The sequence below is a fragment of the Streptomyces sp. PL-29 genome, assembly GCF_058344425.1.
Map to the genome: position 1 here is coordinate 7,133,291 of NZ_CP136996.1, position 25,071 is coordinate 7,158,361.

General features: G+C 69.5%; 16 protein-coding genes and 11 pseudogenes. 9 read left to right on the forward strand and 18 right to left on the reverse strand.

What is annotated here, in order from left to right:
- Window positions 1-186: 186 nt before the first annotated feature.
- Window positions 187-273: pseudogene (locus R4Z63_RS32230) on the reverse strand (LysR family transcriptional regulator); the annotation flags it as partial.
- Window positions 274-298: 25 nt separating this feature from the next.
- On the opposite strand from R4Z63_RS32230, the pseudogene R4Z63_RS32235 reads away from it, so the two are divergent.
- A pseudogene (locus R4Z63_RS32235) lies at window positions 299-643 on the forward strand (transposase); the annotation flags it as partial.
- Window positions 644-886: 243 nt separating this feature from the next.
- Here R4Z63_RS32235 and R4Z63_RS32240 read toward each other — a convergent pair.
- From R4Z63_RS32240 to R4Z63_RS32265, 6 genes and pseudogenes are all read right to left on the reverse strand, one after another.
- A pseudogene (locus tag R4Z63_RS32240) lies at window positions 887-1,183 on the reverse strand (transposase family protein); the annotation flags it as partial.
- 245 nt (window positions 1,184-1,428) lie between these two features.
- On the reverse strand, window positions 1,429-2,118 hold the full coding sequence (locus tag R4Z63_RS32245; RefSeq protein ID WP_384455221.1) for a hypothetical protein: 690 nt from the start codon (window positions 2,116-2,118) through the stop codon (window positions 1,429-1,431).
- A 1,203-nt stretch (window positions 2,119-3,321) separates the two neighbouring features.
- Window positions 3,322-4,537, reverse strand: a pseudogene (locus R4Z63_RS32250) (IS110 family RNA-guided transposase).
- Window positions 4,538-4,893: 356 nt separating this feature from the next.
- Window positions 4,894-5,337, reverse strand: a complete 444-nt coding sequence (locus R4Z63_RS32255) for a DUF2267 domain-containing protein (RefSeq protein WP_384455218.1) — start codon at window positions 5,335-5,337, stop codon at window positions 4,894-4,896.
- A 60-nt stretch (window positions 5,338-5,397) separates the two neighbouring features.
- Window positions 5,398-5,793: pseudogene (locus R4Z63_RS32260) on the reverse strand (DUF2267 domain-containing protein).
- Window positions 5,794-5,890: 97 nt separating this feature from the next.
- Window positions 5,891-6,322 (reverse strand): Hsp20/alpha crystallin family protein, encoded by a 432-nt coding sequence (locus tag R4Z63_RS32265; protein WP_384455215.1) that lies wholly within the window; start codon window positions 6,320-6,322, stop codon window positions 5,891-5,893.
- A 126-nt stretch (window positions 6,323-6,448) separates the two neighbouring features.
- Between R4Z63_RS32265 and R4Z63_RS32270 the strand changes: the two genes are divergently transcribed.
- Together R4Z63_RS32270 and htpG are read left to right on the forward strand one after the other, a co-directional pair.
- Entirely contained in the window at window positions 6,449-7,099 is a 651-nt protein-coding gene (locus R4Z63_RS32270; protein ID WP_384455213.1) for a type III effector protein, read from the forward strand.
- A 113-nt stretch (window positions 7,100-7,212) separates the two neighbouring features.
- Entirely contained in the window at window positions 7,213-9,132 is a 1,920-nt protein-coding gene (gene htpG, locus R4Z63_RS32275) for a molecular chaperone HtpG (RefSeq protein ID WP_384455210.1), read from the forward strand.
- Window positions 9,133-9,413: 281 nt separating this feature from the next.
- Here htpG and R4Z63_RS32280 read toward each other — a convergent pair whose 3' ends face one another.
- The 3 genes and pseudogenes from R4Z63_RS32280 to R4Z63_RS32290 all read right to left on the reverse strand — a co-directional run.
- Complete coding sequence (locus R4Z63_RS32280; RefSeq protein WP_384455207.1) at window positions 9,414-10,046, reverse strand: HSP18 transcriptional regulator; 633 nt, start codon at window positions 10,044-10,046, stop codon at window positions 9,414-9,416.
- Entirely contained in the window at window positions 10,022-10,750 is a 729-nt protein-coding gene (locus R4Z63_RS32285) for a transposase (RefSeq protein WP_384455203.1), read from the reverse strand. Before R4Z63_RS32285 ends, R4Z63_RS32280 begins: the two co-directional genes overlap by 25 nt.
- A 23-nt stretch (window positions 10,751-10,773) precedes the next feature.
- Window positions 10,774-10,890, reverse strand: a pseudogene (locus R4Z63_RS32290) (IS5 family transposase); the annotation flags it as partial.
- An 824-nt stretch (window positions 10,891-11,714) separates the two neighbouring features.
- On the opposite strand from R4Z63_RS32290, the pseudogene R4Z63_RS32295 reads away from it, so the two are divergent.
- A pseudogene (locus R4Z63_RS32295) lies at window positions 11,715-11,909 on the forward strand (DUF6188 family protein); the annotation flags it as partial.
- Between the two features lie 9 nt (window positions 11,910-11,918).
- On the opposite strand, the gene R4Z63_RS32300 reads toward R4Z63_RS32295, so the two are convergent.
- The 6 genes and pseudogenes from R4Z63_RS32300 to R4Z63_RS32325 all read right to left on the reverse strand — a co-directional run bounded on the left by R4Z63_RS32300 (window position 11,919) and on the right by R4Z63_RS32325 (window position 16,022).
- Window positions 11,919-12,317, reverse strand: a complete 399-nt coding sequence (locus tag R4Z63_RS32300) for a hypothetical protein (protein ID WP_384456663.1) — start codon at window positions 12,315-12,317, stop codon at window positions 11,919-11,921.
- Window positions 12,314-13,169, reverse strand: a pseudogene (locus R4Z63_RS32305) (IS5 family transposase). Before R4Z63_RS32305 ends, R4Z63_RS32300 begins: the two are co-directional and overlap by 4 nt.
- A gap of 91 nt (window positions 13,170-13,260) precedes the next feature.
- Window positions 13,261-13,689 carry a helix-turn-helix domain-containing protein gene (locus R4Z63_RS32310; RefSeq protein ID WP_384454582.1) on the reverse strand — a complete coding sequence of 143 codons (429 nt, stop codon included), beginning with the start codon at window positions 13,687-13,689 and terminating at the stop codon, window positions 13,261-13,263.
- 24 nt (window positions 13,690-13,713) lie between these two features.
- Window positions 13,714-14,987, reverse strand: a pseudogene (locus R4Z63_RS32315) (ISL3 family transposase); the annotation flags it as partial.
- A gap of 96 nt (window positions 14,988-15,083) precedes the next feature.
- Window positions 15,084-15,581 (reverse strand): hypothetical protein, encoded by a 498-nt coding sequence (locus tag R4Z63_RS32320; RefSeq protein ID WP_384454585.1) that lies wholly within the window; start codon window positions 15,579-15,581, stop codon window positions 15,084-15,086.
- A 108-nt stretch (window positions 15,582-15,689) separates the two neighbouring features.
- Entirely contained in the window at window positions 15,690-16,022 is a 333-nt protein-coding gene (locus R4Z63_RS32325) for a hypothetical protein (RefSeq protein WP_384454588.1), read from the reverse strand.
- A gap of 324 nt (window positions 16,023-16,346) precedes the next feature.
- Between R4Z63_RS32325 and R4Z63_RS32330 the strand changes: the two genes are divergently transcribed.
- Together R4Z63_RS32330 and R4Z63_RS32335 are read left to right on the forward strand one after the other, a co-directional pair.
- Entirely contained in the window at window positions 16,347-16,655 is a 309-nt protein-coding gene (locus R4Z63_RS32330; protein ID WP_384454591.1) for a hypothetical protein, read from the forward strand.
- On the forward strand, window positions 16,652-17,173 hold the full coding sequence (locus tag R4Z63_RS32335; protein ID WP_384454594.1) for a hypothetical protein: 522 nt from the start codon (window positions 16,652-16,654) through the stop codon (window positions 17,171-17,173). Before R4Z63_RS32330 ends, R4Z63_RS32335 begins: the two co-directional genes overlap by 4 nt.
- 51 nt (window positions 17,174-17,224) lie before the next feature.
- Here the strand turns inward: R4Z63_RS32335 and R4Z63_RS32340 are convergent, their stop codons facing one another.
- The gene (locus tag R4Z63_RS32340; protein ID WP_384454596.1) at window positions 17,225-17,431 is read right to left on the reverse strand and encodes a hypothetical protein; all 207 of its coding nucleotides are present in this window, start codon (window positions 17,429-17,431) and stop codon (window positions 17,225-17,227) included.
- Between the two features lie 14 nt (window positions 17,432-17,445).
- A pseudogene (locus R4Z63_RS32345) lies at window positions 17,446-17,858 on the reverse strand (transposase); the annotation flags it as partial.
- A gap of 354 nt (window positions 17,859-18,212) precedes the next feature.
- Between R4Z63_RS32345 and R4Z63_RS32350 the strand changes: the two are divergent.
- From R4Z63_RS32350 to R4Z63_RS32360, 3 genes and pseudogenes are all read left to right on the forward strand, one after another.
- On the forward strand, window positions 18,213-19,307 hold the full coding sequence (locus R4Z63_RS32350; RefSeq protein WP_384454599.1) for a sugar ABC transporter substrate-binding protein: 1,095 nt from the start codon (window positions 18,213-18,215) through the stop codon (window positions 19,305-19,307).
- Window positions 19,308-21,289: 1,982 nt separating this feature from the next.
- Window positions 21,290-23,461, forward strand: coding sequence for a PIG-L family deacetylase (locus R4Z63_RS32355; protein ID WP_491522625.1), 2,172 nt, complete (start codon window positions 21,290-21,292; stop codon window positions 23,459-23,461).
- A 1,043-nt stretch (window positions 23,462-24,504) separates the two neighbouring features.
- Window positions 24,505-24,906: pseudogene (locus R4Z63_RS32360) on the forward strand (DUF4158 domain-containing protein); the annotation flags it as partial.
- Between the last annotated feature and the right edge of the window lie 165 nt (window positions 24,907-25,071).

The following is a 25,071-nucleotide window of genomic DNA, read 5'->3' on the forward strand; positions in this document are numbered from 1 at the left end:
CCGCCCCGACGCCGAGGGCAGCGCGATGAGCGGCGAGGCCGAGGCGAGGGTCGCGGCCGGGATCCTGGCGCTGCTGTACCGGATCTCACCGGCTGCGGTCAGCACAGGACCGGCGGGAACGGCGACCCGCAACTACCTGGCCGAGGACCGCGCAGGCGGGCGGTGGTTCGTGAAGGCGTACCCCCGTGGCACCGCCTCGTGCCCGGCGGCGTTCAGATTCGTGACGACCTGCGACCCGATCAGCCCGGTACCGCCCATGACCGCGAACTTCATGACATGCCTTCCGTCAGGAGATCTGTCCCGCGGCGGCCAGGTGAACGGCGTCGTCTTCCACACCGACAGGGGCGCCCAGTACAACGCGGCTGCCTTCGCCGACGTCTGCCGCCAGCACGGAATCCGCCGCAGCATGGGCCGGATCGGCTCGAGTTACGACAACGCCCTCGTCGAGTCGTTCTTCCAAGGCCTCAAACGAGAACTGCTTCACGGGCGACGCTGGACCTCGAAGGCGCAGACACGGTTTGAGGTGTTCCGCTGGCTCTCGTACTACAACCGGCGGCGTCGGCACTCCGCCCTCGGCTATCTCACACCAGCCGAGTTCGAACAGCAACTGATCACATCACGTACGCTGTCACTCACCGCATGAAACCCGGTGTCCACTCCCCGGGATCAACCTCAGTGGTGGCCGCTCCGGGGACTGCGTCGGCCACGCCGATCACAACGTCGGTACTGCTCAGGACGCCCGTTTCATCGCGGCCGTCCTGTAGCAGCACTCGGTACGCCGGGCCTGGTACCGCGTGAAGGGGGTATCGGCCGCTGTCGTCGGCCAGGGCCGTCCACCAGCGGGGTGGGCGGCCGGGTATCAGCGACTGACACCGAGCCTTTTCCATCATCGCTCTGAGCTGGCCAGGTGCAGGGCGAGGACGGCCTGGACGAGTGCGGTGACGCGGGTGGTCGAGCATCGGATCTTGCGGAGGAGTCGCCAGGCTTTGGGGGTGGCCCTGGCCCGCTCTACGAGTGCGCGGATCTTCGCGTGCGAGTGGTTGACGGCCTTCTGACCGGTGGTAAGGGTTCCCCAGCGGCCGCAGTAGGGGGTGGGGACCGTTCTACCGGCACTCCGATAGGCCTGGTCCGCCCAGCAGGTGACGCCGACCTTGGCAAGGGCGTCGACGATGCCGTGCCTTCGACATCACCTTCGACGGACGACTCTCAGCCGCCCGCCGCTGAGCCTCCGACAACTCCAGAACCACCGTTCACTGGACACTTCCCCGCACCATCCGTGCATATCTACGAAGACGGGGCGTCCGCCATGTCATCTCGGAGATGCGCAGTGGAGGTCGACGAGGCCGGCACGGCAGGCTCAGGGGCGGAACAGCCGGTCGGGCCGGCGGCTCGCGCGCGACATCTGACGGCCTGCTATGGAACTCGGGTTCAGTGCCTTGGCGGCCACTGGTGCATGCGAGAGACGCCGTGGTGCAGTCCGCCCCGCCCACACCTGATCGTGGTGGGGTCGGCGGCGGTGTCGGGGGCGCTGCCGCCGCCCGTGACGGTCGCTGCGTTGGCCGCTCTGATGGTGCTGTCGCCAGGTCCGAAGCCGAACTTGTCGAAGGTCCTGCAGTCGGCCCTCACGGTGAGGGTGACGGCAGGGTAGCTGTCGCCCGGGGCGAGGCTGTCGTTGCGGGTGCAGGTGAGGCTGACGAAGACGCATTCCCACCCGTCACCGCGGATGGAGACGGGGGCCAGTTCGGCGGGGAGCCTGTCGGCAACGGTGACGGCGCCGCCGGACGGCCCGCTGCCGATGTTCGTGACGGTGAGGGTGTAGGCGCCGTTCCTGCCATGGGTGAAGTGGCCGGTGTGCTCATTGGCGATCGTCAGGCTGGGGAAGGCCGTGACGGTGACGGTCACCTGACCGTTGCTGTTCGGGGTGCCGACGGTCGACAGGCCGTAGCTGGTGTCCGTCCCGCTGGCGTAGCTGCTGCCCCCGCCACCGCCGCCGCCCGCGTCGTCCCCTCCTCCTCCGCCGCCGCCACCGCCGAAGTAGCCGCCCCCGCCACCGCCTCCGCCGCCACCTCCGGCACATCCGCCCGCGAGGTCACCGCCGTGCCCGCCCGTGCCGACCACGCCGGTTGCCGCGTCGAAACCGGTCCCACCGTCCCCGGAAAAGCTAGTGCAGTTCTCCTGAGCACCCGCCCCGGCTCCCCCCGAGCCGGGGGCACCGGTGCTGGTCAGACCGCCGCCACCGCCCGAGCCGGGGGCCTCGCCGGTTCCGGCGCCTCCGGCCCCGCCATCCGGCTGTCCGCCGCTCCCGCCCGCACGGCCGTTGCCACTCCCCCCGCCGCTCCCGCCGCCCCCGCCCGCAACGACCTGAAGGGCCGTGCCGGCAGTGACACTCGAGGCGCCGCCTCCGCTCGAGCCTCGCGGGCCACCGCTCCCGCCTCCACTGCTCCCACCGCCGTTGAAGCCGCCCTCGGGGCCGAAGTTGCATCGCTGACCGGTTCCACCGACCCTGACGGTGTACGTGGTGACTGACGCGGTCCGTAGCGTCGTCGTGACCCGGGCCCCCGTGCCGCCCGTACTGGCGAAGCACGAGCCGCCGCCGGCTCCGTCTGCGGTGACGGTGACGATGGCTCCGGCAGGGACGTCCGCCAGGGTTTGAGGCGTCCCGGTGTAGTCGAACGTGTAGGTCCCGGACGTGACCGCCTGCCTGCCGGAAGGGGGTGGAGCGGCCGCGGAATAGGCGGTGGCGGGCAGCGCCGCCGCTCCGACGAGAACAGCGCACGCTGCTGCTGTCACCCCGACACGCCAGCCGTTCCGGCGGTTCTCCCGCGCGGGCGTGGCCCGTGAGCACACGAGGGGTTCCGAGACGACCTGTACGGGCGGAGTCTCCGGGCGGCGGGGGCTGGGCCACCTGCGCCTGACCCGCGGCCGGGTTTCCGGGTCACTGTACGTCACCACGAGGGCCTTTCTGCTGAGGAATGGTCCCCGGCGGCGGTGCGAGGCCCCGGGACGGCAGGACGGGCGCACACCGCCTCATCCGCAGAGAATTCCCTGCCCCGACATATCTCTTAATATGTCGTTATGAAAATAATTGGTCATTCTGGAGTGCGCCTAGCACTGACGGCCACTCAGATCGGCGTCGGTGCCTACGGATCCTCTGGTAAATGCAGCAGTGCTGGGATGCCGAGGTGTAACTGCTGGATCGTGCGGCCCACCCATCACTCTCCCGAGTGAACATGAGGTGCCTGGGGCGAGAAGTGGGGGGTGCCTCTATGTCTTTCGTCAAGGCGCCTGTGTCGGGTTTCGGGTGGTTCGGGCTCGCTGAGGCTAGGCGGCGAGCTCGACGTCCGTCGGTGTCCGGGATTCGTAGAAGGTGCCGTCGCGGAGCATGGCGAACAGGACGCTGATGCGTTGGCGGGCGAGGCGGAGGAGGGCCTGGGTGTGGGTCTTGCCGCGGGCGCGTTGCTTGTCGTAGTAGGCGCGGGAGGCTGGGTCGGCGTTCATACAGGCGAAGGCGGAGAGAAACATCGCCCGTTTGAGCTGCCGGTTTCCGCCTCGGGGTGCATGTTCGCCATGGATCGAGGTCCCGGACTGCTTGGTGGCTGGGGCGAGGCCGGCGTAGGAGGCGAGGTGGGCGGCGGTGGGGAAGCTGGTGCCGTCGCCGACGGTGACCAGGAGGACGGCGGCGGTCCTGACGCCGACGCCGGGCATCGACGTCAGGACCGGGAATGAGGGTGAGCCTCCAGCAGGGCGTTGATCTGGGCTTCCATCGCCCGGCGCTGGGTGTGGACAGCGGCCAGCGAGGCGGCCAGGGAGGGGATGACGATGTCGAGGGTCCCGGTCCCGGGAACGACGACGGTCTGCTCGTCGAGCGCGTTGAAGACGTCGTCGATCAGCCTGGTGGCCATGCGCGGGGCCTTCGGGCGGACAGCTCGACGAGTCTGCGGCGTCCGGCCTTGCGCAGGGCGGCTGGGGATCCGTAGCGCTCCAGCAGCCAGGTCACGGCCTGGTGGGCCAGGCGCGGGCCCAGGACGCGTTCCAGGCTGGGGTGGAACTGGGTGAGCAGGCCGCGTATCCGGTTGGAGGTGCGGGTGGCCTCGGCGGCCAGGTCCTGGTCGAAGCCGACGAGCACGGTCAGCTCGGCGATGATCTGGTCGGTCAGCTCCAGCGAGCGCAGGGTGTGCGGCATCGTCCGGGCGGCGTCCGCGATGACGGCGGCGTCCTTGGCGTCGGTCTTGGCCTCGCCCGGGTAGAGGCCGGCGATACGGCGCATCGCCAGTCCGGGCAGGTAGGCGACCGGGCAGCCCGCGTCGCGGGCGACGGTCAGTGGCAGAGCGCCGATGGAGGCGGGCTGGTCCACGATCACCAGCACGGTGCCGAACTCCGCGGTCAGTTTGTCGAAGACGGCCCGCAGCTTGGGCTCGCTGTTGGGCAGCTGCTTGTCGAAGACCTTCTTCCCGCCCGGGGTGAGCCCATGACCGTGATGGCTGCTCTTGCCGACGTCCAGGCCGAGGAACACGCCCACGTCTTCGATCTCGAACATCGCGCCCCTTCCCAGGGGGTGTTGACGGTGCCGGCCCCGGCTCGGGTGTTGTGCTCGCGCATCCACGTTATGCAGACCTGCCGCCCGCGAACTGTCCAGCATTGCGCCGGACCGGACGGTGGCCGGACCTCTGATCAGCGTCTCCGACGAACACCCCCGGACCCGGTGACACCACCCCCAGGTCATACCTTCGACAGGGGGCAACAGTCATGCCGGGCGGCCAGCTCCGAGCCTACGAACAAGTAGAGGAACCCTGGAAGCAGCAGTATCTGCGCGACCAGCACGACCGGAGTCGGCAGTCGGGGGCTGGAGCCTCGGCGAGCCCGGAGATGTCTCCTGGGCGGGCGTCTCGGTGGCTATGTGGCGGGGGTGATTTCTGCTTGGCCGAACAGCAGAGCCCAGTCGGTAGGGAGCTGGTGGAGGATGCGGCTGGTCAGGTCGGGGCCGGCGTGGGCTGTGACGGCGGTGAAGACGGCGCCGGTGTCCCAGCGGGTGGTGGCCAGAGAGGCGCCGGAGCGTGTGGCGAGGTCCTTGATGAAGTCCCAGCCGGTCAGTGGCCGGGTGTCGGGGATCTGCGCGGTCAGCACGCGTGCCGCCTCAAGGGGCAGGCAGCGGGCCAGGTCGACGCGTTCGTCACCGGTCAGTTGACGTCCGAGTCCGGTGAGCACTACGCGGACAGCTTCTTCGGCCCGTTCACGGGTGGGGTAGGCGCCTTCGTATCGGACCTTCTCCAGCATCTGCTCGTAGGCCGTCGAGCACGGCTGCTGGTGCGTGAGCGGTACGCGCGCGTCGGTGATCACTGCGGTGCATGCCTTTCAGGAGCCGTGGGAGCGCCGGGCACGTGGCACTCCCGGTCTTCGTCAGATGGGTTGGGGGCGGCCGAAGAGAAGGTCGTAGCCGACGGGGAGCTGAGGCAGGATCTGCCTTGTCAGGTCTTCGCCTGCCGTGTCGGCGACGGTGGCCGGCACGGCGCTGACGTCTCTCGTCGCGGTCTGCTCGGTGGCGCCCTCGATTCGGGCGGCGGTCGCGCGGACGAATCGCTCGGGGGAAGCGGCTCGGCGCTCTCCAGCGGGTTGAGCAGGATCATGCTGAAGCCTTCCGGCAGGGCGTGCCGCGTGCTGGGCGCGGACCCTGCCGATCTAGTGGGTGCCGAGCAGGGCAAGCACGACGCGCGCCGCACGCTCGGCCTAGTCCGCGATGTCGTATTCGCCGCGTTCCTTCACATGGTCGAGGAACACTTTCCGTCGCAAGGTCATCAGCCGCCGCCCCTTGGTGTTGTCGGTTCCACAGGGGGTGCGGAGGCCAGGGAGGGGGAGATCGGATGGGCTGTCCTCCGCACCGGTTCCGGACTGGTCAGCCGGAGATCTCCTTGCGGTCGGAGCCGGCACCGATGGAGATCTTGCGGGGCTTGGCGCGCTCGGCGATCGGGATGCGCAGGGTGAGAACGCCGGCCTCGTAGTCAGCTTGGATGCGCTCGGTGTCGAGAGTGTCGGCGAGCATGATCTGGCGGGAGAAGACGCCCAGCGGCCGCTCGGACAGCTCCATCTTGACGTTGTCGGCCTTGGCCGTCGGCCGTCGCTCGGCCTTGACGGTCAGCATGTTCCTCTCGATGTCGATGTCGATCGCGTCTGCGGTCACGCCGGGGACATCGAAGGCCACCACGTACTCGTCACCCTCGCGGTAGGCGTCCATCGGCATCACCGACGGCTTCGACCAGGTACCCGGACCCACCAGTTGCTGCGCCATCCGGTCCAGCTCACGGAAGGGGGCAGTGCGCATCAACATCGTGAAACACCTCCAGCAGGTTCGAACGGTTGCTGCCAATGCGCTGCACAGACCCTGTTGTAACATGTCATCCAGTGGATGACAATCATGTCGTCGTCAACCTGATGACATTCGAAGGAGGTGCCCGTGACCGCAGCCCATCAGCCGTCCGCGCCCGGTAGCGAGGCCCGCAGTCCGGCGTCCTTCATGGCTGCCGCGGCAGCCCTGGTGGCCATGGACGACGCGTTGCGCGACGCCCAGAACGACACTGCCGACGCCCTCGGGCCCGGCCCCGAACAGGCTCTGGCCTCACTCATGTTGCTGCGGCAGGTGCGTGAGCAGCTCGCCGGCTGGGAGACCGGTCTGATCGAAACCGCCCGCGATGCAGGCGCCAGCTGGGCAGAGCTTGCCCATCCCCTCGGTGTCGCCAGCCGCCAAGCTGCTGAACGCCGCTACCTGCGCGGCCGGCCCGGCCCCGCCGGTACCACCGGAGAGCAGCGTGTGCAGGCCACCCGCGAACGCCGTGCCGCTGACCGCACCGCCGCCACTTGGGCCCGAGCCAACGCAGCCGACCTGCGTCGCCTCGCCGGACAGATCACCGCTCTCGCTCACCTCAGGCCCGAAGCGCGCTCGGCGCAGGCCGCCCTGCACACCGCTCTCGGCGCCGCGGACGCCGCCGAGCTCATCGCGCCCCTGGCCGGCATGCGTCCCCACCTCGACGCCCGCCACACCGCTCTCGTCGACTCCCTGGACGTCCTCGAAGCCCACCGCACGACGACAGCCTCCGACGAAGACTGACCCGCACACGCCGAGCAATCCTCCGTCCGCGGTGCGCACCACCTGCGCGTCACGCCGACGAGGCCTCTGCCTCAGGCCCATCCGTATCTGACCTTCCGCTGAAAGGACCCAGCATGCCCAGCAGCGTCGAGACGCTGGAATTCCAGGCCGAGACCCGCCAGTTGCTCCGGCTGGTGATTCACTCGATCTACTCGAACAAGGACATCTTCCTGCGCGAGCTGATCTCGAACGCCTCCGACGCCCTGGACAAACTGCGGCTGGCATCACTGACCGATGCCAGCCTCACCGAGAACGGCACCGCTGACCTGCACATCTCATTGGAGGTCGACAGGGACGCCCGCACCTTGACCGTCCGGGACAACGGCATCGGCATGACCCGAGATGATCTCGTGGAGCTGATTGGCACGATCGCCAAGTCCGGCACCGCCGCCCTCCTGGAGAAGATCAAGGAGTCCAAGGACGCCGCGACCACGGAGAGTCTGATCGGGCAGTTCGGCGTCGGCTTCTACTCGGCGTTCATGGTCGCCGACAAGGTCACCGTGCACACCCGGCGGGCCGGCACCGACTCCGGTACCCAGTGGGAGTCCGACGGCGAGGGCTCCTACACCATCCAGGCCGCCGACGACCTCCCCGTCGGCACCTCGGTCACCCTGCACCTCAAGCCCGTCGACAGCGAGGACGGACTCGCCGACTACCTCTCCGAATCGAAGATCCGACAGACCGTCAAGCGCTACTCGGACTTCATCCGCTGGCCGATCCGCATGGCCACCGACCGGACCGATGCCGACGGCGAAGCCACCTCCGCCCTCGACACGCTCAACTCGATGAAGGCGCTGTGGGCCCGGCCTCGAAGCGAGGTGACCGAGGACGAGTACAACGAGTTCTACCAGCAGATCAGCCACGACTGGCTGCCCCCGGCCGATACGATCCACATGCGCGCCGAAGGCACCTTCGAATACGAGGCGCTGCTCTTCATCCCCGAACAGGCCCCCTTCGACCTGTACTCCCGCGAGTCCAAGTCCGGCGTGCAGCTGTACGTGAAGCGGGTGTTCATCATGGACGACTGCGAAGCGCTCATGCCCAACTACCTGCGCTTCGTGAAGGGCGTCGTGGACGCCCACGACCTGTCGCTGAACGTCTCTCGCGAGCTCCTCCAGCATGACCGCCAGATCCAAGGCGTACGCCGACGCCTGGTCAAGAAGGTTCTCGGCGCACTCAAGGACATGCAGGCCAAGGGCGCCGAGCGCTACGCGAAGGTTTGGGCCCAGTTCGGCCGAGCACTGAAGGAGGGCCTGCTCGAGGACACCGACAACACCGAGGCCCTGCTGGAGCTGGTGTCGGCCGCCTCCACTCACGACCAGGAGAAGACCACCACACTGCGCGAGTACGTCGAGCGCATGAAGGAAGGTCAGGACACCATCTACTACCTGACCGGCGAGACCCGCGCCATGGTCGAGAAGTCCCCCCACATGGAAGCCTTCGCCGCCAAGGGCTACGAGGTGCTCATCCTCACCGACCCCATCGACGAGGTATGGGTCGACCAGGTCCCCGCATTCGACGGCCATCGCCTGCAGTCCATCGCCAAGGGCCAGGTCGACCTCGACGACACCGCCGACGGCGGAACGGAAACCGAAGCCGACAAGGCCCAGCGCGAGCAGGACTTCGCCGCCGTGCTGCCCTGGCTGACCACCACCCTGTCCGACCACGTCAAGCAGGTACGCCTGTCATCACGCCTGACAACCTCGGCAGCCTGCATCGTCGGCGACGCCCACGACGTCACACCCACCCTGGAAAAGATGTACCGGGCCATGGGCCAGCAGATGCCCACCGTCAAAAGGATCCTGGAACTCAACCCCACACACCCCCTGATCACCGCACTTCGCACCGCACACCACGCAGACGCCGAGGCCCCCGCTCTGACGGAGATCGCCGAGCTGATCTACGGCAGCGCTCTGCTCGCCGAAGGAGGCGACCTGCCCGACCCGGCCCGCTTCACCCGGCTCCTCACTGACCACCTGACCCGCACCCTGTAACCACAGAAGCAGCCCCGCACAGAGGAACCGTCTGTTCCGGCTTTCCGCTCGGAGCGCTGGAGCAGACGGCGCGACCGTGACCGCTGCCAGGCGGACCATGTTCCCGCGCTTCAGGAAACCGCCCAGGCCATCTGCTCTGGGCGGGATCATGGGACGGCGGGGCGGGCGCACATCGGGTCGTCATGCGCTGGCGAGATCGGCGTCCGCAACGGTTCGTGGGTGCCCTTCCATCAGGCGAAAGAGCTTCGCCGCATGAAGCGGCGATCTCGGGTGTCCCAGGCTCAAGTGCTGCGTTGGTCGTGGGTGTCCTGGCGGAGCTGTTCGGTGTGCCGCGTGAGGGTGTCGATGCGTTCGGCGAGGCCGGCGTCTTCGGGCCGTAGGTACGCGCGCGTGGCGGTCAGCGGGCGGACGAGGCGGGCAGGGTCGTTATCGGCGAGTGCCAGGTTCAGCTCGCCGACCGCGTCCTGGGCATTCTCGGGCAGGTCGGTGAGGGCGGTGATCTGTCCGGCGAGGCGACGCAGGTCCGCTGCGTTGTCGCGGGCCCATGCGGTGACGGTGCGGTCCGCAGCACGTGAATTACGGGTGGCCTGGACACGCTCCTCACCGGTGGAGCCAGGCGTGCCGGGGCGCAGTCGCAGGTAGCGGCGCTCGGCGGCCTGGCGGCTGGAGACGCCAAGGGGGCCTGCAAGGTCGGCCCAGCTGGCTCCCTGCCCGCGGGCGGTTTCGATCAGTCCGCTCTCCCAGCCGGCGAGCTGTTCGCGCACCTCGCGCAACGTCAGCAGGGCCGCCAGGGCAGGGCGCGGGCCCGCGTCAGCCGGGGGCGGCTCCGCGTTCTGTCTCCGGGCGGCGGATCGCTGTGCGACTCTGTCGGGGATCTTGTGCGCGCGGCTCATTTGCCTTGCCGCCACCAGCATTCCCAGGTCAGGCCGCGGGCATCGAGGTACTGCTGGAAGGTCGTGGGGCGCCGGGGGCGGTGGGGGTGGCGAGTTGTGCGTGAGGCGAGGCGTTCAATGTTGATGGCGATGCCGGTCAGGACGTGCTGCACGTGTGTCTTGCGGTGGCCGTGGTAGCGGCTGCGGCGGGCCCGGTGTCCGTTGATGAACTCGCAGATGGTGCCTTCGACTCCGGACCGGGTGGCGCAGAGCCGTCTCCATTGGGAGTCTTGCTGGTTCGCGCGGTTCTGGGCCTGGAGTTCATGCAGATGCTGTGGGAGGAAGTTCACGGTGCGGGCAGCAGTGCCGCGGGCGCAGGCGGGCCGGTCGGGGCACGGGTTGCACTGGTATGGGCGAAACCGGGCCACGGTGTAGGGGGCCATGGCCGGTGGCTTAAGCCAGATGTGGCTGGTCTCGCCATTGGGGCAGGTGACCTGGCGCTGGTCGAAGTCGATGGTGAAGTCGTCCTGGGTTAAGCCGGTCTGTTCCTTGCTCTGCCATGCACCGCTGGCCTTGACCGGGCCGACGAGTTCGACCTGGTGGTCGCGGAGGGAGCGGTGCAGCAGCGAGACCGAGAGGTAGCCGCCGTCGAGAAGGTGTTGCCGGGGCAGCAGCCCGCGGTCACGGAGCCGGATGTGGATGCCGGGGAGGGCCAGTACGGGAAGTCGACCGGCATGGCCATCCACTTCACGCCGTTGTCGACCAGGTAGCGCACAGCGTCGAGCATCTCGCGGTGGCAGTACGCCTCCGGACGCCCGCTCCGCTTGAGCAGCCAGGCCGGTACCGGCATCGCGGCACGGACCTCGGCCCACTCCGCGTCCGTCATGTCACTCGGATAGCACCGCGCCCGCCGTCCCGGAGCGATCGAACCGAACCTGTGCACGTAGCAGTCACACTCAGGGATGACCGTGGTGGACGCGGGTACAGCAGGGATGGTCAACTCGTCGCACAACGGGTCTCCTTGCTCGTGACCGGCCTCAACAACCACGTCACTACCAAGGGGCCCGTTTCTTCATGCCCACGACCGCACTGACATCTCTGCCCGAATGATCACCCGCACCGCAGGATTCGAACGAGATCCGGTTTGCCACAACGCACTCAGGAGGACGGAACTACGCAGGACCGTCCGAAGTGTTCCAAGCGCCAACAGCCCTCGTCCCGAGAACTCCAAGATCCCCGACAGAGTCGCTCCTTGTCTGATCTGACCGTGCCGGCGGGCGAGCTGGTCGAGTCGACGCTGGGCTTCGATGACTTCCGGCAAGGAGAGGAGCGGGATGTCGTGAGTGGAGCGGGTCCAGAGTTGATGCCGCAGGCAGAGGTGGAGGTGGGCGGGCGAGAGGGTGATGATCACGGAAGTGGTGGGGCTGCGTCGGCCGGTGCAGCAGTGGCAGGGGCGGCTGACCAAGTGTTCCGTTCGCTGCCCGGGACCAGAAAAATGAGATCATGTCCCGTCGCACTGCAGTGTCCGTTGATCTTGTTCTGAGCTGCCGGTTTGCCGGGATGGTCGCGAACGCCTCTCCTCGCGCTCTCAGCGAAGCTGGCTTCTGCGGAACATCCAAAGGCAGTGACCATCGACGGCTCGGCAGAGGGTGATGCCGAAGAGGAGTGAAATCCCTTGGTGCCTGCGACGGAGTGGACCATGGTGTGGTGATGAGCACTGAAGTGGAACCGGTCGAGCACGAGGACCGCTGGATCCTGAACCTCCGAGGCCTGAGTGTCGTCAGGATCAGCATCGACTTTCGGCTGACCCTCGTCCTGGACGCAGGGTGGGAAGTCGTGCTGGAAGCACCAGCGCGGCTCTCGACAGGGCCACTCCACACCAATCCTGGCCTGCCTCTGACGCCTGAGAGGACGTTAAGTCCGTTTCTGGTAGCAGCCTCGTCCGGGCTGGGTGAGGAAGCCTTGGCGGGTGAGGCGTCCGAGGCGGCTGCGGGTGATGTTGACGGATGCCTCGTCGGTGGGCATGTCGAGGAGTTCGTGCAGCTCACGGGCTCGGAAGACCTGGTCGGGGTGCTGGTTGAAGGCGTTCACGATGGCCTGGTAGGCGGTGTTCGTCTCGGGTGGGCCTGGGTCACCTCCAGCGGGTGCAAGTTCGGCGATGACCTTGGCGGTGGTGGCCAGGTCCGCGAGTCGCGCTTCGGCCTCGGCCAGGGCGGCGGTCAAGTGCTGGATCTGGTCGCGTAGTTCAGCGGCCCGGGCGGTGGTCTCGTCGTGCTGGGCCTGGAGGCCGGCCAGGAGCTCGGCGACGTTCACGCGGCCAGCCCGAGGGTGTCGCGCCAGGCCGGAGACGGTGTGGTGAGGCGGCGGGCCATGTTCGCGATCGAGGCCCAGTAGACGCGTGAGGCGGAGTTGTCGGGCCGGTGGTCGTACTCACGGGCGAGGCGGCGGTGCAGCATCAACGTGCCGTTGACCTGCTCCACGATCCACCGCTTGGGCTGCGGAATGAAGCCTTTGCCCTGGTCAGCGGGGTTTCGGCGGACGATCTCGACGTCGATGTCCAGCAGTGCGCCGTGGATGAGGACCTCGTCCTTGAAGCCCTGGTCCACCAGGGCTTTCTCCAGGCGGTTGCCGCACCGCTCGGCGGCCTGGTCGAGCAGGGCGGTGCCGGCGGCGTTGTCATGGGCGGAGGCGTCCAGCACAACAACGCCGATGACCAGCCCCAGGACGTCGACGGGCCAGTCCCCGCTTGCGGCCCGACATCCTCTTGTGCGCGTCCAGCCCCGTCGTGGTCTTCGGGACACCCGCCGCGGCGCGGACGGACTGGGTGTCGATGATCACGAGGGACGGGTCCTCTAATCGGCGGGCTCTCTCCCTCACCTGGCAGCGCAGGAGTTCCTGGATGCGCTGGTCGAGGCCGTCCTGGCGCCACAGCGTGAAGTAGTAGAACACCGCCGACCAGGCCGGCAGGTCATGCGGCAGGTAGCGCCACTGGCAGCCCGTCCGGTTCTGGTAGAAGATCGCGTTCACGACTTCCCGCAGGTCGCAGGACCCGGGATCACCGGTCGCCGACCGTGCCACCCGGTCCTGCTTCCAGGCCGCGATCATCGGCTGGATCAACGCCCACTGCTCGTCCGATAAGTCGCTGGGGTACGGCTTTCTCTCCATGGCCCGCATCTCAGCATGGACATGTCTAGCAGGTGTCCGGCATGGCGATCAGTACCACGATCGAGCGATCACGAACCGAGGAAGAACGGACTTAACGTCCTCTGAGACCGAACGCTTTCCAGATCCGGCCGACCGAGGACTTCGACAGTCCGCTCTCGGCTGCCATCGAAGCCCTCGACCAGTGCGTGGCGTCCTTCGGTGACCGCTCCAGCGTGGCGACGACGACCTCCTCGACCCGGTCATCGGTGATCTTCCTCGGGGCGCCGGGCCGGGGCTCGTCCACAAGTCCTTCCATCCGGCGCTCCAGGAAGCGCCGCCGCCACTTGCCCACGGTCTGCGGCCAGATACCGAGCTCGTCGGCAACCTGCCGGTTCGTCTTGCCGTCCGCACACCCCAGCACGATCCGGCACCGCTGAGCCAGCGCCTGAGAGGACTTCGCCCGCCGCGACCAGCGCACCAGTGTCGCCCGCTCATCCTCGGACAACACCAGCTCGGCCATCGGCCGCCCCATCTTCACCATGGAGACAGCCTACTAATTCAACGAACTCCCGGCGCAGGACACTAGTTGGGTCATCGCGGGGCAGGCGGCGGTGAGCTCGGCGAGGAGGGCCGTGTCCTTGTCCCGGAGGCGGTCGGGGTGGGTGAGCAGGAGGCGGGCCAACCATCGCGGGGTGGTGACGGGCCGGTCGCCCTCGGCCCGGCCCTGGGCGTTCTAGCGGTAGAGGAGGTTGAAGCTGCCGGTGTAGCCCTTCTCCTGGATCTCCCGGAACAACTGCTTCACGGGGACGGCCGGGCCGGCCCCGCGGCGTTCGCGCAGGTGGTCGCGGTCGGGGTCGACCAGGGTGGGCCGGTATCGCGGTGCCCGGCGCAGGGCCTCTGGTTCGCGGGTGCGCGCGTAGCGCTTGACAGTGGTCAGGGCCAGGTTCAGGCGGCGGGCGCATATTCGAGCAGGCCGACGCCCTTGTTCAGGAGGTCGTGGATCTGATGCCAGCGTTCGCGTGTCATTCGCTCGTGCACGCCGGCCGGACGGGGCGTGTTGGCGGTGGCCCAGCAGGCGCTGTGGGAGCGGACCTCGGCCAGGGGCTTCTCACACAGGTTCTTCCACAGGTGCCAGTGGTCGCTGACCTGCGCTGCTTCAGGGAGGGCCCGGCGCACGGCCTCGCCGTAGGCGCCGGATCCGTCGCGGCAGGCGATCTCGACGCCGGGATGCGCGCGCAGCCACTGTTCCAGGGTGTCGGCACCGCGGCCCAGGAGCACATCGACCCGCTCGCCGGTCTCGGCGTCAGTCAGGACAGTCGCGTAGCGGTGGCGGCGCTTGAGCGCGAAGCCGTCGACACCGAGAACGCGCGGCACCCTCACCACGGGCAAGGGCAGACGGGCCAGCAGCCGCAGGGCCGTCGAGCGGGATATCGCTGTGGCCAGGACACGGGAGAGGCGGGCGCACGCCCGGCCCGCTAACTCTTTCACTACCTGACCGAGCTGGTCGGCGAGTCGACGTGTGCGCCGCTGATAGCGTTCGATCAGGCCTGGGACCTGTTCACGGAACGTCTGCCGGGGGCAGCCCAGGACCGGGCAGACCAGGCGCCGGACCTGTACCGACACCACGACCCGCCTGCCGTCCGCCGGCACGTCCGCGATCGTACGTCGGTGGATGCCGTGCACCCGCCTCGTCGGCTGCCCGCACACCGGGCACGGCACCGCCTCTTCCCGGGTCCGGGCCGACACCCGGATGAACTCGCCCTCGCCCGTCACAGCCTCGACGACCAGCGGTGACAGTCCCGAAAACACCACGCCCACAAGCTCGTTGACATCTCGCATGCAACATCAACGGCGACCCGTCACCCGTCGTTGCCGCCGATTACGGGACAGAGCCGTTGGATTGACAGCCCTGAAGCTCGCCCCACCGTGCTCCAGTCAGCGGGGGCAGGCGGCACCGTACGGCCTGCGATGTGTTCGCGGAGGCGTCGGGTCAGTTCCGGCAGGTCGTAAGGCAGGAAAGCTGACCTGCAGGAGGCGCAGGGCGAAGTCCGACGGCTGGTCGCCCTGAAACATTGCCGCGTCCATCGGCTTGATCTTCACGTCCCAGGCATCGGGGGCAGCCCAGTGCGTCATCCGCACGTAGAAGGCATCCCGCGGTCCGGCATTTGCTACGGCCGAGAGGAAGGAGAGTCCGCTGTCGACCGGAAAGTCGATGAGCATCCAGCCGCGGCGGGACTCCACCCACTCCGCCATGTGCGGCAACTTCCCTGGCCAATCCGAGTTGCTCTCGGCCAAGTCCTGGCAGCACGTGCACGTGTCGATGCCACCCTCCCAGATCGCCTGGATAGCTGCTGCGAGCTGCTCGTCGATCTGGGCATGGAGGTTGTCCACCCGGACGAGAACGGTGGGATGCGTGCCTTCGTAAGACGTCATCGCAGGAGCATAGAAGCGGAGTACGACATCAGAGTAGGCGGAGCCCGCCGGCAACATGCTCTGCTTCAACCGGCCGCGCACCCGCTAGCCGGGCACCCCTGGGAGCCCTCAGTGCCTCAACGACTGCACCACGACCCCCGCCGACAGTAGGAGTCCGGCACCGGCCATCACCCTGGCGGCGGTGGGGTGTTCGCGCGGGTCCGCCCCGGTTGCCAGCAGGAGCTGCAGCGCCGAAGGGAAGAACAGGAACATCCCGGCCATCGCGCCGATGAACGACCACAGCACCAGCAGCGCCGCGATGGTGCCCGCGACGTAGACGAAGCCGGACGGCCGGGCGTACAGGAACAGCGGCACGGAGACCACCGCGGCGGTCGCGAGGGCGAGCGCCGGGATGCTGGAACCCGCGAACCACACGATCAGCACCGGTAGGGGGGTGACCACGGCGCACAGCACGAGGCCGAACTGCCATGGATGAATACTCGCTCGCGCAGCAGCCTGCATGACCAAACCCCCGGACTCGGTATCTTGAACGTGTTCAAGATACCGGATCATCCGGGGGTGTGCCGTTAGCGGGTGCACCGGCCAGCTGGACAGCAGGTCGGCGCACCAACCGCTACCCTGCGTGACAACAGCAACGCTCACCGGGGCCAACTAGGGCGTGCGTCGAAAGTGGATGAGAGGCAACGCTGTGGCGGACTGGTGCGTCCATGGGATTGCCGGACTCTGCTTGGCCGGGGTGTTGAGGGGGGGCTCGTGGAGCGGGGGATGGGGAAGCAGGACGCTCCAGAGCGAGAGCTGAACGCTTACGAGAAGGTTCTCGCAGAGGACCGCCGCGTCATGCGCGAGATGTTCCGTGTGAGCATCGGCGGTGCCCATGCCGGGCTCGTCGTGGTGGTCTTTATCGTGGTCTTGTTCGCTGCCTTTGGCGGCACCGCATGGGCTCTGATCGTTGGCGGAGCTGTTGCGTTCTGGTTCACCGTCGCTCTTGCTGCAACTGTGGGTGGCGGTCGCCGCGGGTGGACCGCGGTCAAGCGCGCTTACATCCTGACTTTCGGCTGGGCCAGCTGGCTGTGATCGTCGGCGAGGGTGCGCTCGACGCGGGCAGGCTGCATCGACGGCTCCGTCCGTCACAGCCATTCTCCGATCGCGGCGACAAGGACGGTGGCTTCGAAGCGGACGGCGAGCTTGTCGAGGCGGGTCGCGGCCGCCCGGTGCCTTTTGAGGCGGTTGATGCCGCACTCGACCGCATGGCGTTCGCGGTAGTCGACCGGGTCGAAGCGTGGCGGCCGGCCTCCGCGGGAGCCGAGCTTTCGACGGTTGCGCGCCTGGTCGGCCTTGTCCGGGATGGTGCAGCGGATCCCGTGGCGGCGCAGGTAGGCGCGGTTCTTGCGGGAGCGTTAGCGTTGTCTGGCCCGCACCCGATTGGGGCGGACGCGTGGCCGGCCCGGCCCGATGTGGGGCACGCGGACCTGCTCCAGCACGGGTTCGAGCTGCGGCGAGTCGCCGCGCTGCCCGGCCGTGATCGCGATCGACATGGGCTTCTGGCCCTGCTCAACCGCCAGGTGCAGCTTGGTGGTGAACCCGCCGCGTGAGCGACCCAGTCCATGATCATCCAGCTCGGTGAACACACCGCCCGACGGTTCCTACTGCAGGTCACCCCGCTTGCGGGCCCCGGCCGCATGCTGGTGGGCGCGGCAGGCCGTGGAGTCGACGCTCAGGTCCCACGTGATCTCCCCCTTCGCGTCGGCCAGGGACTGCAGCCGGGTCATGATCCGGTGCCAGGTGCCGCTCCGCTGCCACCGGCGGAACAGGTCGTAGATCCGGCTCCTCGGCCCGTACGCGACGGGCATGTCCCGCCACGGAGCGTGAGGCCGTGGGCGGACAAGGAGGGGCCATCTCGTCCACGCCGGTCAGCCGGCTCTGCCGTTTCTTGACGATCCGCGGCTCGAAGCTGCCCGCCCGGTCCCTGGGGACGTCAATCTCGACCGGACCGGCCTCGGTGACCACGGTCTTCGAACGAGTGCCGTTCCGTGTGTTGCCCGCCCCGGTCTTCTCGTGCTTCTCGTGCCCGAGGTGATCGGTGATCTCGCCCTCGCGAGCGGATTCGATGATCGTCTTCGTGAGTTGCTGCGACAGGCCACCCTGTCGGGTCAGCCTGATCCCGTCGGCTTTGGCCCGGTCCACCAGCTGGCTGATCAGCGGGTCGTCCAGAGCGTCCGGCGCCCCGGCGGGCTTCATTCCCTCCACGGCCTCAGCCGCGATCGTCACGTCTGTCATCAGGTGTCACTTCCCGTTCGAAGATCCACCGTTGACCGTACAGATCCTCGCGTGTCGTGGTCCGTCGGAACGGTTGGGGGTTGGGGAAGGTGTTGGGGTTTTGCTGGAGTCGTCTGTGGCGTTTTCGTGTTAGGTGTCGACCGTTGATTGGCTCGGGTTTGTTCAGGAGTTGATGTCATGGTTGGGGTTGGGTGGTTTCGGTTGGGGGAGTGTGCTGACCGGGTGTGGTGGGGCAGTGTGGTGACAGCGTTGTCATCTTGTTAAGGGTTCACTTCTTGACGGCGGTGTGTGGGGGCGCGTTGACTGCCTCCACTTTGGCCGTAAGGACACGGCCCTGTTAGGGAGGCTCACCTCGTGAATGTGTATCTGGGGCGTGCCCCCGTTGCTTTGGCTGTCGCGGCGCTTGCTGTCACGGTTACCGCCTGTGGTACTACGGATGGCGCCGGTGATGCCGGGAGTAGTGATGCGGTCAGGATCGGTCTGCTGCTGCCCGAGAACGAGACTGCGCGGTACGAGAAGTTTGACAAGCCGCTGATGGAGAAGAAGGTTGCCCTGCTGACCCTCGGCAAGGGCAGGGTCTTCTACGCTAACGCGGCGGGGGATGCGGCCAGGCAGAGTGCCCAGGCCGACGAGATGATCAAGGACAAGGTTGACGTTCTGGTCATCGACGCGGTGGACTCCAAGGCGATCGCGGGCGCGGTGGTGAAGGCCAAGGAGGCCGGCATCGCCGTGGTCGCTTACGACCGCCTGGCCGAGGGCCCCATTGACGCGTATACGTCCTTCGATAACGAGGACGTCGGCCGCGTCCAGGGCAAGGCCCTGCTCGCGGCCCTGGGTGATCGGGCCAGGACCGGCAGGATCGTCATGATGAACGGCGCGGTCACCGACCCCAACGCTGCCAGCTTCAAGGCCGGTGCTCGCTCCGTCTTGGACGGCAAGGTGAACGTCGGTAAGGAGTACGACACTGTCGAGTGGAAGCCGGAGAACGCAGGTACCAACATGGCGGCCGCGCTCTCCGTGCTCGGCAAGGACAAGATCGTCGGTGTTTACTCCGCCAATGACGGCATGGCTGGCGGTATCATCACCGCCCTCAAGGCCGCCGGCGTGTCCCCGCTGCCCCCGGTCACCGGTCAGGACGCCGAACTCGCCGGCGTGCGGCGCATCGTGGCAGGCGAGCAGTACATGACTGTCTACAAGCCCTATGCCCGCGAGGCCGAGGCCGCCGCTGAACTCGCCGTCCTCCTCGCTCGGGGCGAGAAGATCGACGGGATTATCAACCAGGTGGTCAGCAGTCCGACCGCCAAGCGCATCCCGGCCGTCCTCATCCCCGGCACATCGGTGACCCGTGACAACATCCGCGCCACCGTGGTCCTCGATGGTGTCTACACCATCGACGAGATCTGCACCGACGCCCTCAAGGCCACCTGCGAGGAGATCGGCCTGAGGTAACACCCGCCCGCCCGCGGGAGGGACATGGGCAGGCGCACCCCGGCGGAGGAACCGGCGGCGGCACACGAGGCACACAGGCGTCAGAACCCCACCGCCCACCCCACCGCCCACCCCACCGCCCACCCCACCGCCCACCCCGCACCCCCCCGGGCCTCCGCACGCTTCGCGCACCCGTACTCCCCGTGTGTTCGTGCGGCTGGCAGGACCAACCCGCCAACCCGCCAACCCGCCAACCCGCCGGCCCGCCGGCGCCGTTCGGGCACGCGCCGCGCACCCGGCCCGGCCCGGCCTGGCCCGGGTGGGTGTGTCGGGTGCTCCTGCCGGCCGGCGGTCCCTGCCCGCAGGTGGGGCCGGCCAAGCCGGCGTACGGCACCGCATCGCGGCGGTCGGGCAGGCCGCTCCGCCCCCGCCGCGTCTTCTGCCTCACCCCTGCCTCGTTTTCGGCTGCGCCCCTGCCTCGGCCTGGCTTCGGCCGTGCCCGCGGTCTCGGGGCCGGGGGGTGCCGGCGCTGGTGAGGTGCCCTTGTCGTGGTCGGTTCGTCGGCTGGGCCTGAGGCGTGGTGTCGTCGGCTGTCGGCCCGGGGGGTGGGGGAGTGGGGTCCGGTGCTGGTATTGGCGTCTTGCGTCCAGCCTGGGCGTAGTGGCGCCGGGTTCCGTGGGCGCGTGGTGTTGGTGGGATTGTTGGCTGTGTGTTCGTGTTGGCCCGGCCGCATGCCGTTTGTGGTGCTGGGGCCCTTGTGGTGTGCCGCCCGGTGTGGCAGGGGCCCGGGTGCGGCGGTTCCGGGCCGCTCTGCTCTGCCCGTCCCGGGCGTAGCCCTCGTCCGTCCTCGGGTCTCCGGCGTCGGCCCGCCGGCGCCCTGTCCGGCCGGACGGGGTGTCGGGACGTGCCCTGCCCGGGAGCAACCTCCGTACTGTCTCGGTGTCGGGGCCGCCGGTTTCGGCGGGTGGGTCAGGGTGGTCGCTGGCGGAGTCGGCCTGCCTGCGTATCGGGTTTCCGTTGTGCCGGTGCGTCGCCACACCGCTCGGGGCGCTGCCGCGGCGGGCGGCGGGCGGCGGGCGGGGGGCGGGGGGCGGGGGGCGGGGTGCATCTGCTGCGGGCGGCGTCGGTGCGCCGAGACTGCTCGCGGTGCTCCCCAGCGTCGCCCGCGGCCGCACCGGCGGGTGTGCCGGTCGGGAGCTGCACGGCAGCGCGCCGGTCCGGCGGCACCGGCCACCAACCCCCCCGCCCGTCCATCAGATCCCGCCCGTCTACCAGCCTCCTGCCCGTCCATCAGATCCCGCCCGTGCGCCGCGCCGCGCCGAGCCGGGACGCGCCACGCCACGCGGCGCCGGGGTGATCGCCCCGCCCGGCCCCGGCCCCGGCCCTGGCCCTGGTCCCGGCCCTGGCCCTGGTTCTGACCCTGGTTCTGGCCCTGGTTCTGGTTCGGGACCGGCGCTGTGATGCCCGCCGGCGGCCCTCGTGCCGGCTGCCCCTGTACCGGCTGCCCTCGTACTGGCGGTCTCCGTACTGGCCGGTGTGAGCGACCTCACCGCCGCCCCGCGCGACCGCATGCCTGCCCGTTCTCCGGCCGTCCGCTGGCCGGCGCACCCGTGAAGGAATCCGTACGGCCTGCTCCCGCCCGTTCCGTAGCGCTGTAGTCCCGCAGGGCCTGCGGCGACTGTTGAGAATCCCTCGGGAACTCACGGAAACCCGTACACGCCCGGCAGCGGCACACCGGCCGGCCCGGAGCGACCCCCGGCGGTGACGCACGCCATGCCACCCCTCGCCGCACCCCCACCCAACACCCCCAAATGCGGACATATAGCCTATATATCGCATTCAACTGGTTTGTTTTCATATGCCGCATGAGGGTGTGTCAGTGGAAAACCTGCCGGGCATAATCGGCCCCGGTCGTCTCCGGAAGTGCTCGAGCCGTCGGGGCCCCGACCCCCTCCGCCCTTCGGCGCACCCCCGCACCGGACCGACCCCCAAGGCGCCCGCAGATGTCCCTGGCCAGCCGCACCCGCACCGCGGCCCTGCTCGCCGTGCTCACCGCTGGCGCCGCCGGGATCACCACCTGGGCCTACGGATACACCAGCACTCCCCGGCCCGCGGCCCCCCACACCCTCCAGCGCCCCAGTGTGACCCAGGGCACGGTCCTCCAGGTCGTCGCGCACCCCGACGACGATCTCTTCTTCATGAACCCCGACCTCAGCCGCTCCATATCCACCGGCGTCAAGGTCACCACCGTCTACCTGACCGCCGGCGAGTCCGACGGCAGGAACGAAGCCCACAGCCCCCACCTGCAGGACCCCACCCGCCCCGCTGACCGTGCCGCCTACGCCGAAGCCCGCCAGAACGGCATACGCGCCGCCTACGCCGAGATGGCCACCGGCCGCCGCACCAGCGCCTGGCAGCGCACCCTGGTACCCACCACCGGCGGCGGCAGCGCCGAGATCGACATCCTCCTGGACCGTCCCGAAGTCAACCTGGTGTGGATGCAGATGCGCGAAGCCCGCAGCATCTCCGGTGACAACCCCGACAGCCTGCGCGGCCTGTGGGACGGCACGATCCCCGCCCTCGGCTCCCAACTCGCCTCCGGCACCCCCGTCACCACCCCCTTCTCCTACACCAGGGAACAGGCCGTCCAGGCCATCGCGAACGTCTTCGCGCTCTACCGGCCCACCACCATCCGCACCCAGGACCCCACCCCCGGCCGCACCCGGCCCGCCGGCGCCTTCCTCGACCACCAGGACCACATGTACGGGGCCCGCTTCGTGCAGGCCGCCACCGAACGCTACGCCGCCTCCACCGACCGCCCGCACTTCTCCATCCAGAACTACGTGAGCTACCCCAACAGCTCCCTGCCCCCCACCCTCGACGCGAAGGCCGCCGAGGAGAAACTCGGCTACCTCAAGACCTACGCCTGGAGCGACCACCAGGACTGGTGCGGCAGCCCCGCCGGCTGCGGCGACCGCAAGACCGCGACCCGTCCCACCGGCGCCGGATGGAACCAGACCATCCGCTACAGCCGCGGCGAGAGCACCACCTGGATGACCGAAGGCACCCCCGGCCGGCTCTACGCCTTCGCCGCCCTGGACGGCCAGATGGCCTACTGGACCCGCCCCACCCCCGACGCCGACTGGCAGGGCCCCGGCTTCCTGCCCGCCACCGCACCCGGCACCACCATCGACCCCGGCGCGTCCACCACCCGCCTACCCGACGGCCGCATCGCCGTCTTCGCCACCCGCACCACCCTGGGCAGCACCCCCCAGGACTACCGGCGCGAAGCCGTCTACGCCCTCCAAAACACCCCCGACACCGCCTTCGGCCCCTGGCACAGCCTCGCCACCCCCGACACCACCGCCGCTCCCGACATCATCGCCACCGGCGCACCGACCGCCACCGCGGACGCCACCGGCCGCATCACCGTCTACATGCGCGACTCCCGCCGCACCCTGCACACCCGCACCCAGCCCGCCCCCGACACCGCCTTCGGCCCCTGGCAGTCCCTGGGCGGCACCGGTCTGCAAGGCGACCCGGTCACCGCTACCGACAGCGCCGGACGCCGCCACGTGTACGCGGCCACCGACCGCACCGTCCTGGCCTGGACCCAACCCGCCCCCGGCGCCCCGCTCGCCGGACCCTTCCCCACCGGCCTGCCCGCCACCACCGGTGTCCTGTCTGCGACACCACACGACGACGGCATCCTCCTCACCTTCCGCCGCCCCTCCACCGGCACCGTCACCACCACCCTGGCCACCACCGCCGGTGCCGCCCCCTCCTTCTCCCCACCCGCCGAAGCGGGCGCCGAAGGCGGCTACGGCGCCGTCGCCGCCGCTGGCCACCTCCTCGCCGGCCGCGCCGCCACCGGCACCGCCGCCGTCACCCTCCCCGGCCAAGCGCCCCTCTGGCCCGAGTCCCAGATGCTCTACACCGGCGCCCCGGCCGCCATGACCGCACCCGACGGCACCGGTCTGGCCGCCGCCCTCGGCCTGGACGCCGACCTGCACCTGACCACCACGCCCCCGCCCACCCCCCCCCACCCCCACCCCCGCCCCCACTCCGGTCCCCGGCGGACCCGCACCGTCCGTGCCCTGGCACCGCGCCGTCACCCCCACCGCTGTCGCCCAGGCCGTCCGCCACGAATAGCCACCCCGCGCGAGCGACGATGACCACCCCGGCCGTCCTCGCCATTGCTGCCGTCCGAGGCGGCCCGCTCGACCACCTCGGGTCAGATCGCGGCGGCCGGCCTTCGCCCCCCCACCGCCCGCCCCGCCTGCCCGGCCTGCCCGGCCTTGGCCACCGGCGACCGGGGCCGCCGTGACCGCTTCCCGCACCACCCGCCTGCGCCCCACGCACGACGGTGCCCCTGCGCCGCCCCGCCCTCACCACCCTCCCCGCCACCGCCGCGGCCCGCACCGCCGCCTGCCCTGAGGACACCGCCCCGGCCCGGGAGTACCCGAGACTCTCCGGCCCCTGAACGACCTCTCCGCCGCCCCGCCCAGGGCTGCACCACCCCCACCCCCGCCCCCCACCTGCCCCGCCCCCGCCCCTCACCTGACCCGCCCCGGGCCTCGACCGCCTCGCCGCCCCCCGGCCCGGCGCGCCTGCACCGAAGCCCTTCGCCTCCCCTTGCCGTCCCCACTGGCCTGCCTCGCGGCCGAGAGCGGTACGCGGTACACCGGGCCAGAGCCCCGCGCCCGGCCGCCACCGCCCCGCCCAGACGCAGAAGCAGCCGCAGGCGCGGCCCAGGACGCGGGCGCAGACGCCGTCCCGCCGGAAGCACCTCCGCCACCCCGCCCCGGAACAAGCACAAGCACCGTCCAGCCCCATCTCTCAGCCCCCAGGACCACAACTCCCAGCCCCAGTCCCAGCCCCAGTCCCAGCCCCAGTCCCAGCCCCAGTCCCAGCCCGAGCCGCAGGCGCAGCGGGTGGTGGCCGCCGCACAGGCGCCTGCGCTGCCGCCCCGCCCCGGGACGTGTCCGCCCCCGCCCCGCCAGACGTCCGCCCCGGGAAACCTCCACACCGCCCCCGACTGCCGGGGGCCTGCGTGTCTGCCCTCCTAGGCCCTGTTCTCCCGAAGCTGCCGCGAAGTGATAAGTAGCTCTCTGTAGCGGATCTGGGGTGGACTTGTCAGCGTTTTCGATCTTCTGGGTTCATCGGGGGCCGTGCTCGGCGACGTTGGTCCGGCCATGACGACCGGAAGGAGCCCGGGGTGCGGCAGGAGTGGGAGCCGGAGGACCTGATCGAGGTCTGGACGCTGCTGGAGGAGGATCAGGAGCGGATGCGGAACAAGTCGGGGGCGAACCGGTTGGGGTTCGCGCTGTTGCTGAAGTTCTTCGAGGTGGAGGCCCGGTTCCCGGAGAACGCCGAGGAGATCCCGGCGCCGGCGGTGTCGTACGTCGCCCAGCAGGTGAAGGTGCCCGCTGAGGAGTGGGCCGCGTACGACTGGGCGGGGCGGGCGATCAAGCGGCACCGGGTGGAGATCCGGGGCGCGTTCGGCTTCCGTGAGTGCACGGAGGAGGACCAGGCCCAGCTCGCCGAGTGGCTGGCGGTGGAGCTATGCGGGGTGGAGCGGTCGAGGGACCGGCTGGCGGAGGCCGTGGTGGCCCGCTGCCGCAAGGACAGGCTGGAGCCGCCGACGCCGGGGCGTATCGCCCGCCTGGTGGGGTCGGCGGTCAGCACCTTCGAGGAACGGTTCTGCGCGACCACGGTGGGCCGACTGTCTGCAGCGACCCGGTCCCGGCTGGATGACCTGATCGCCGAGGACGCTGACGCGAGC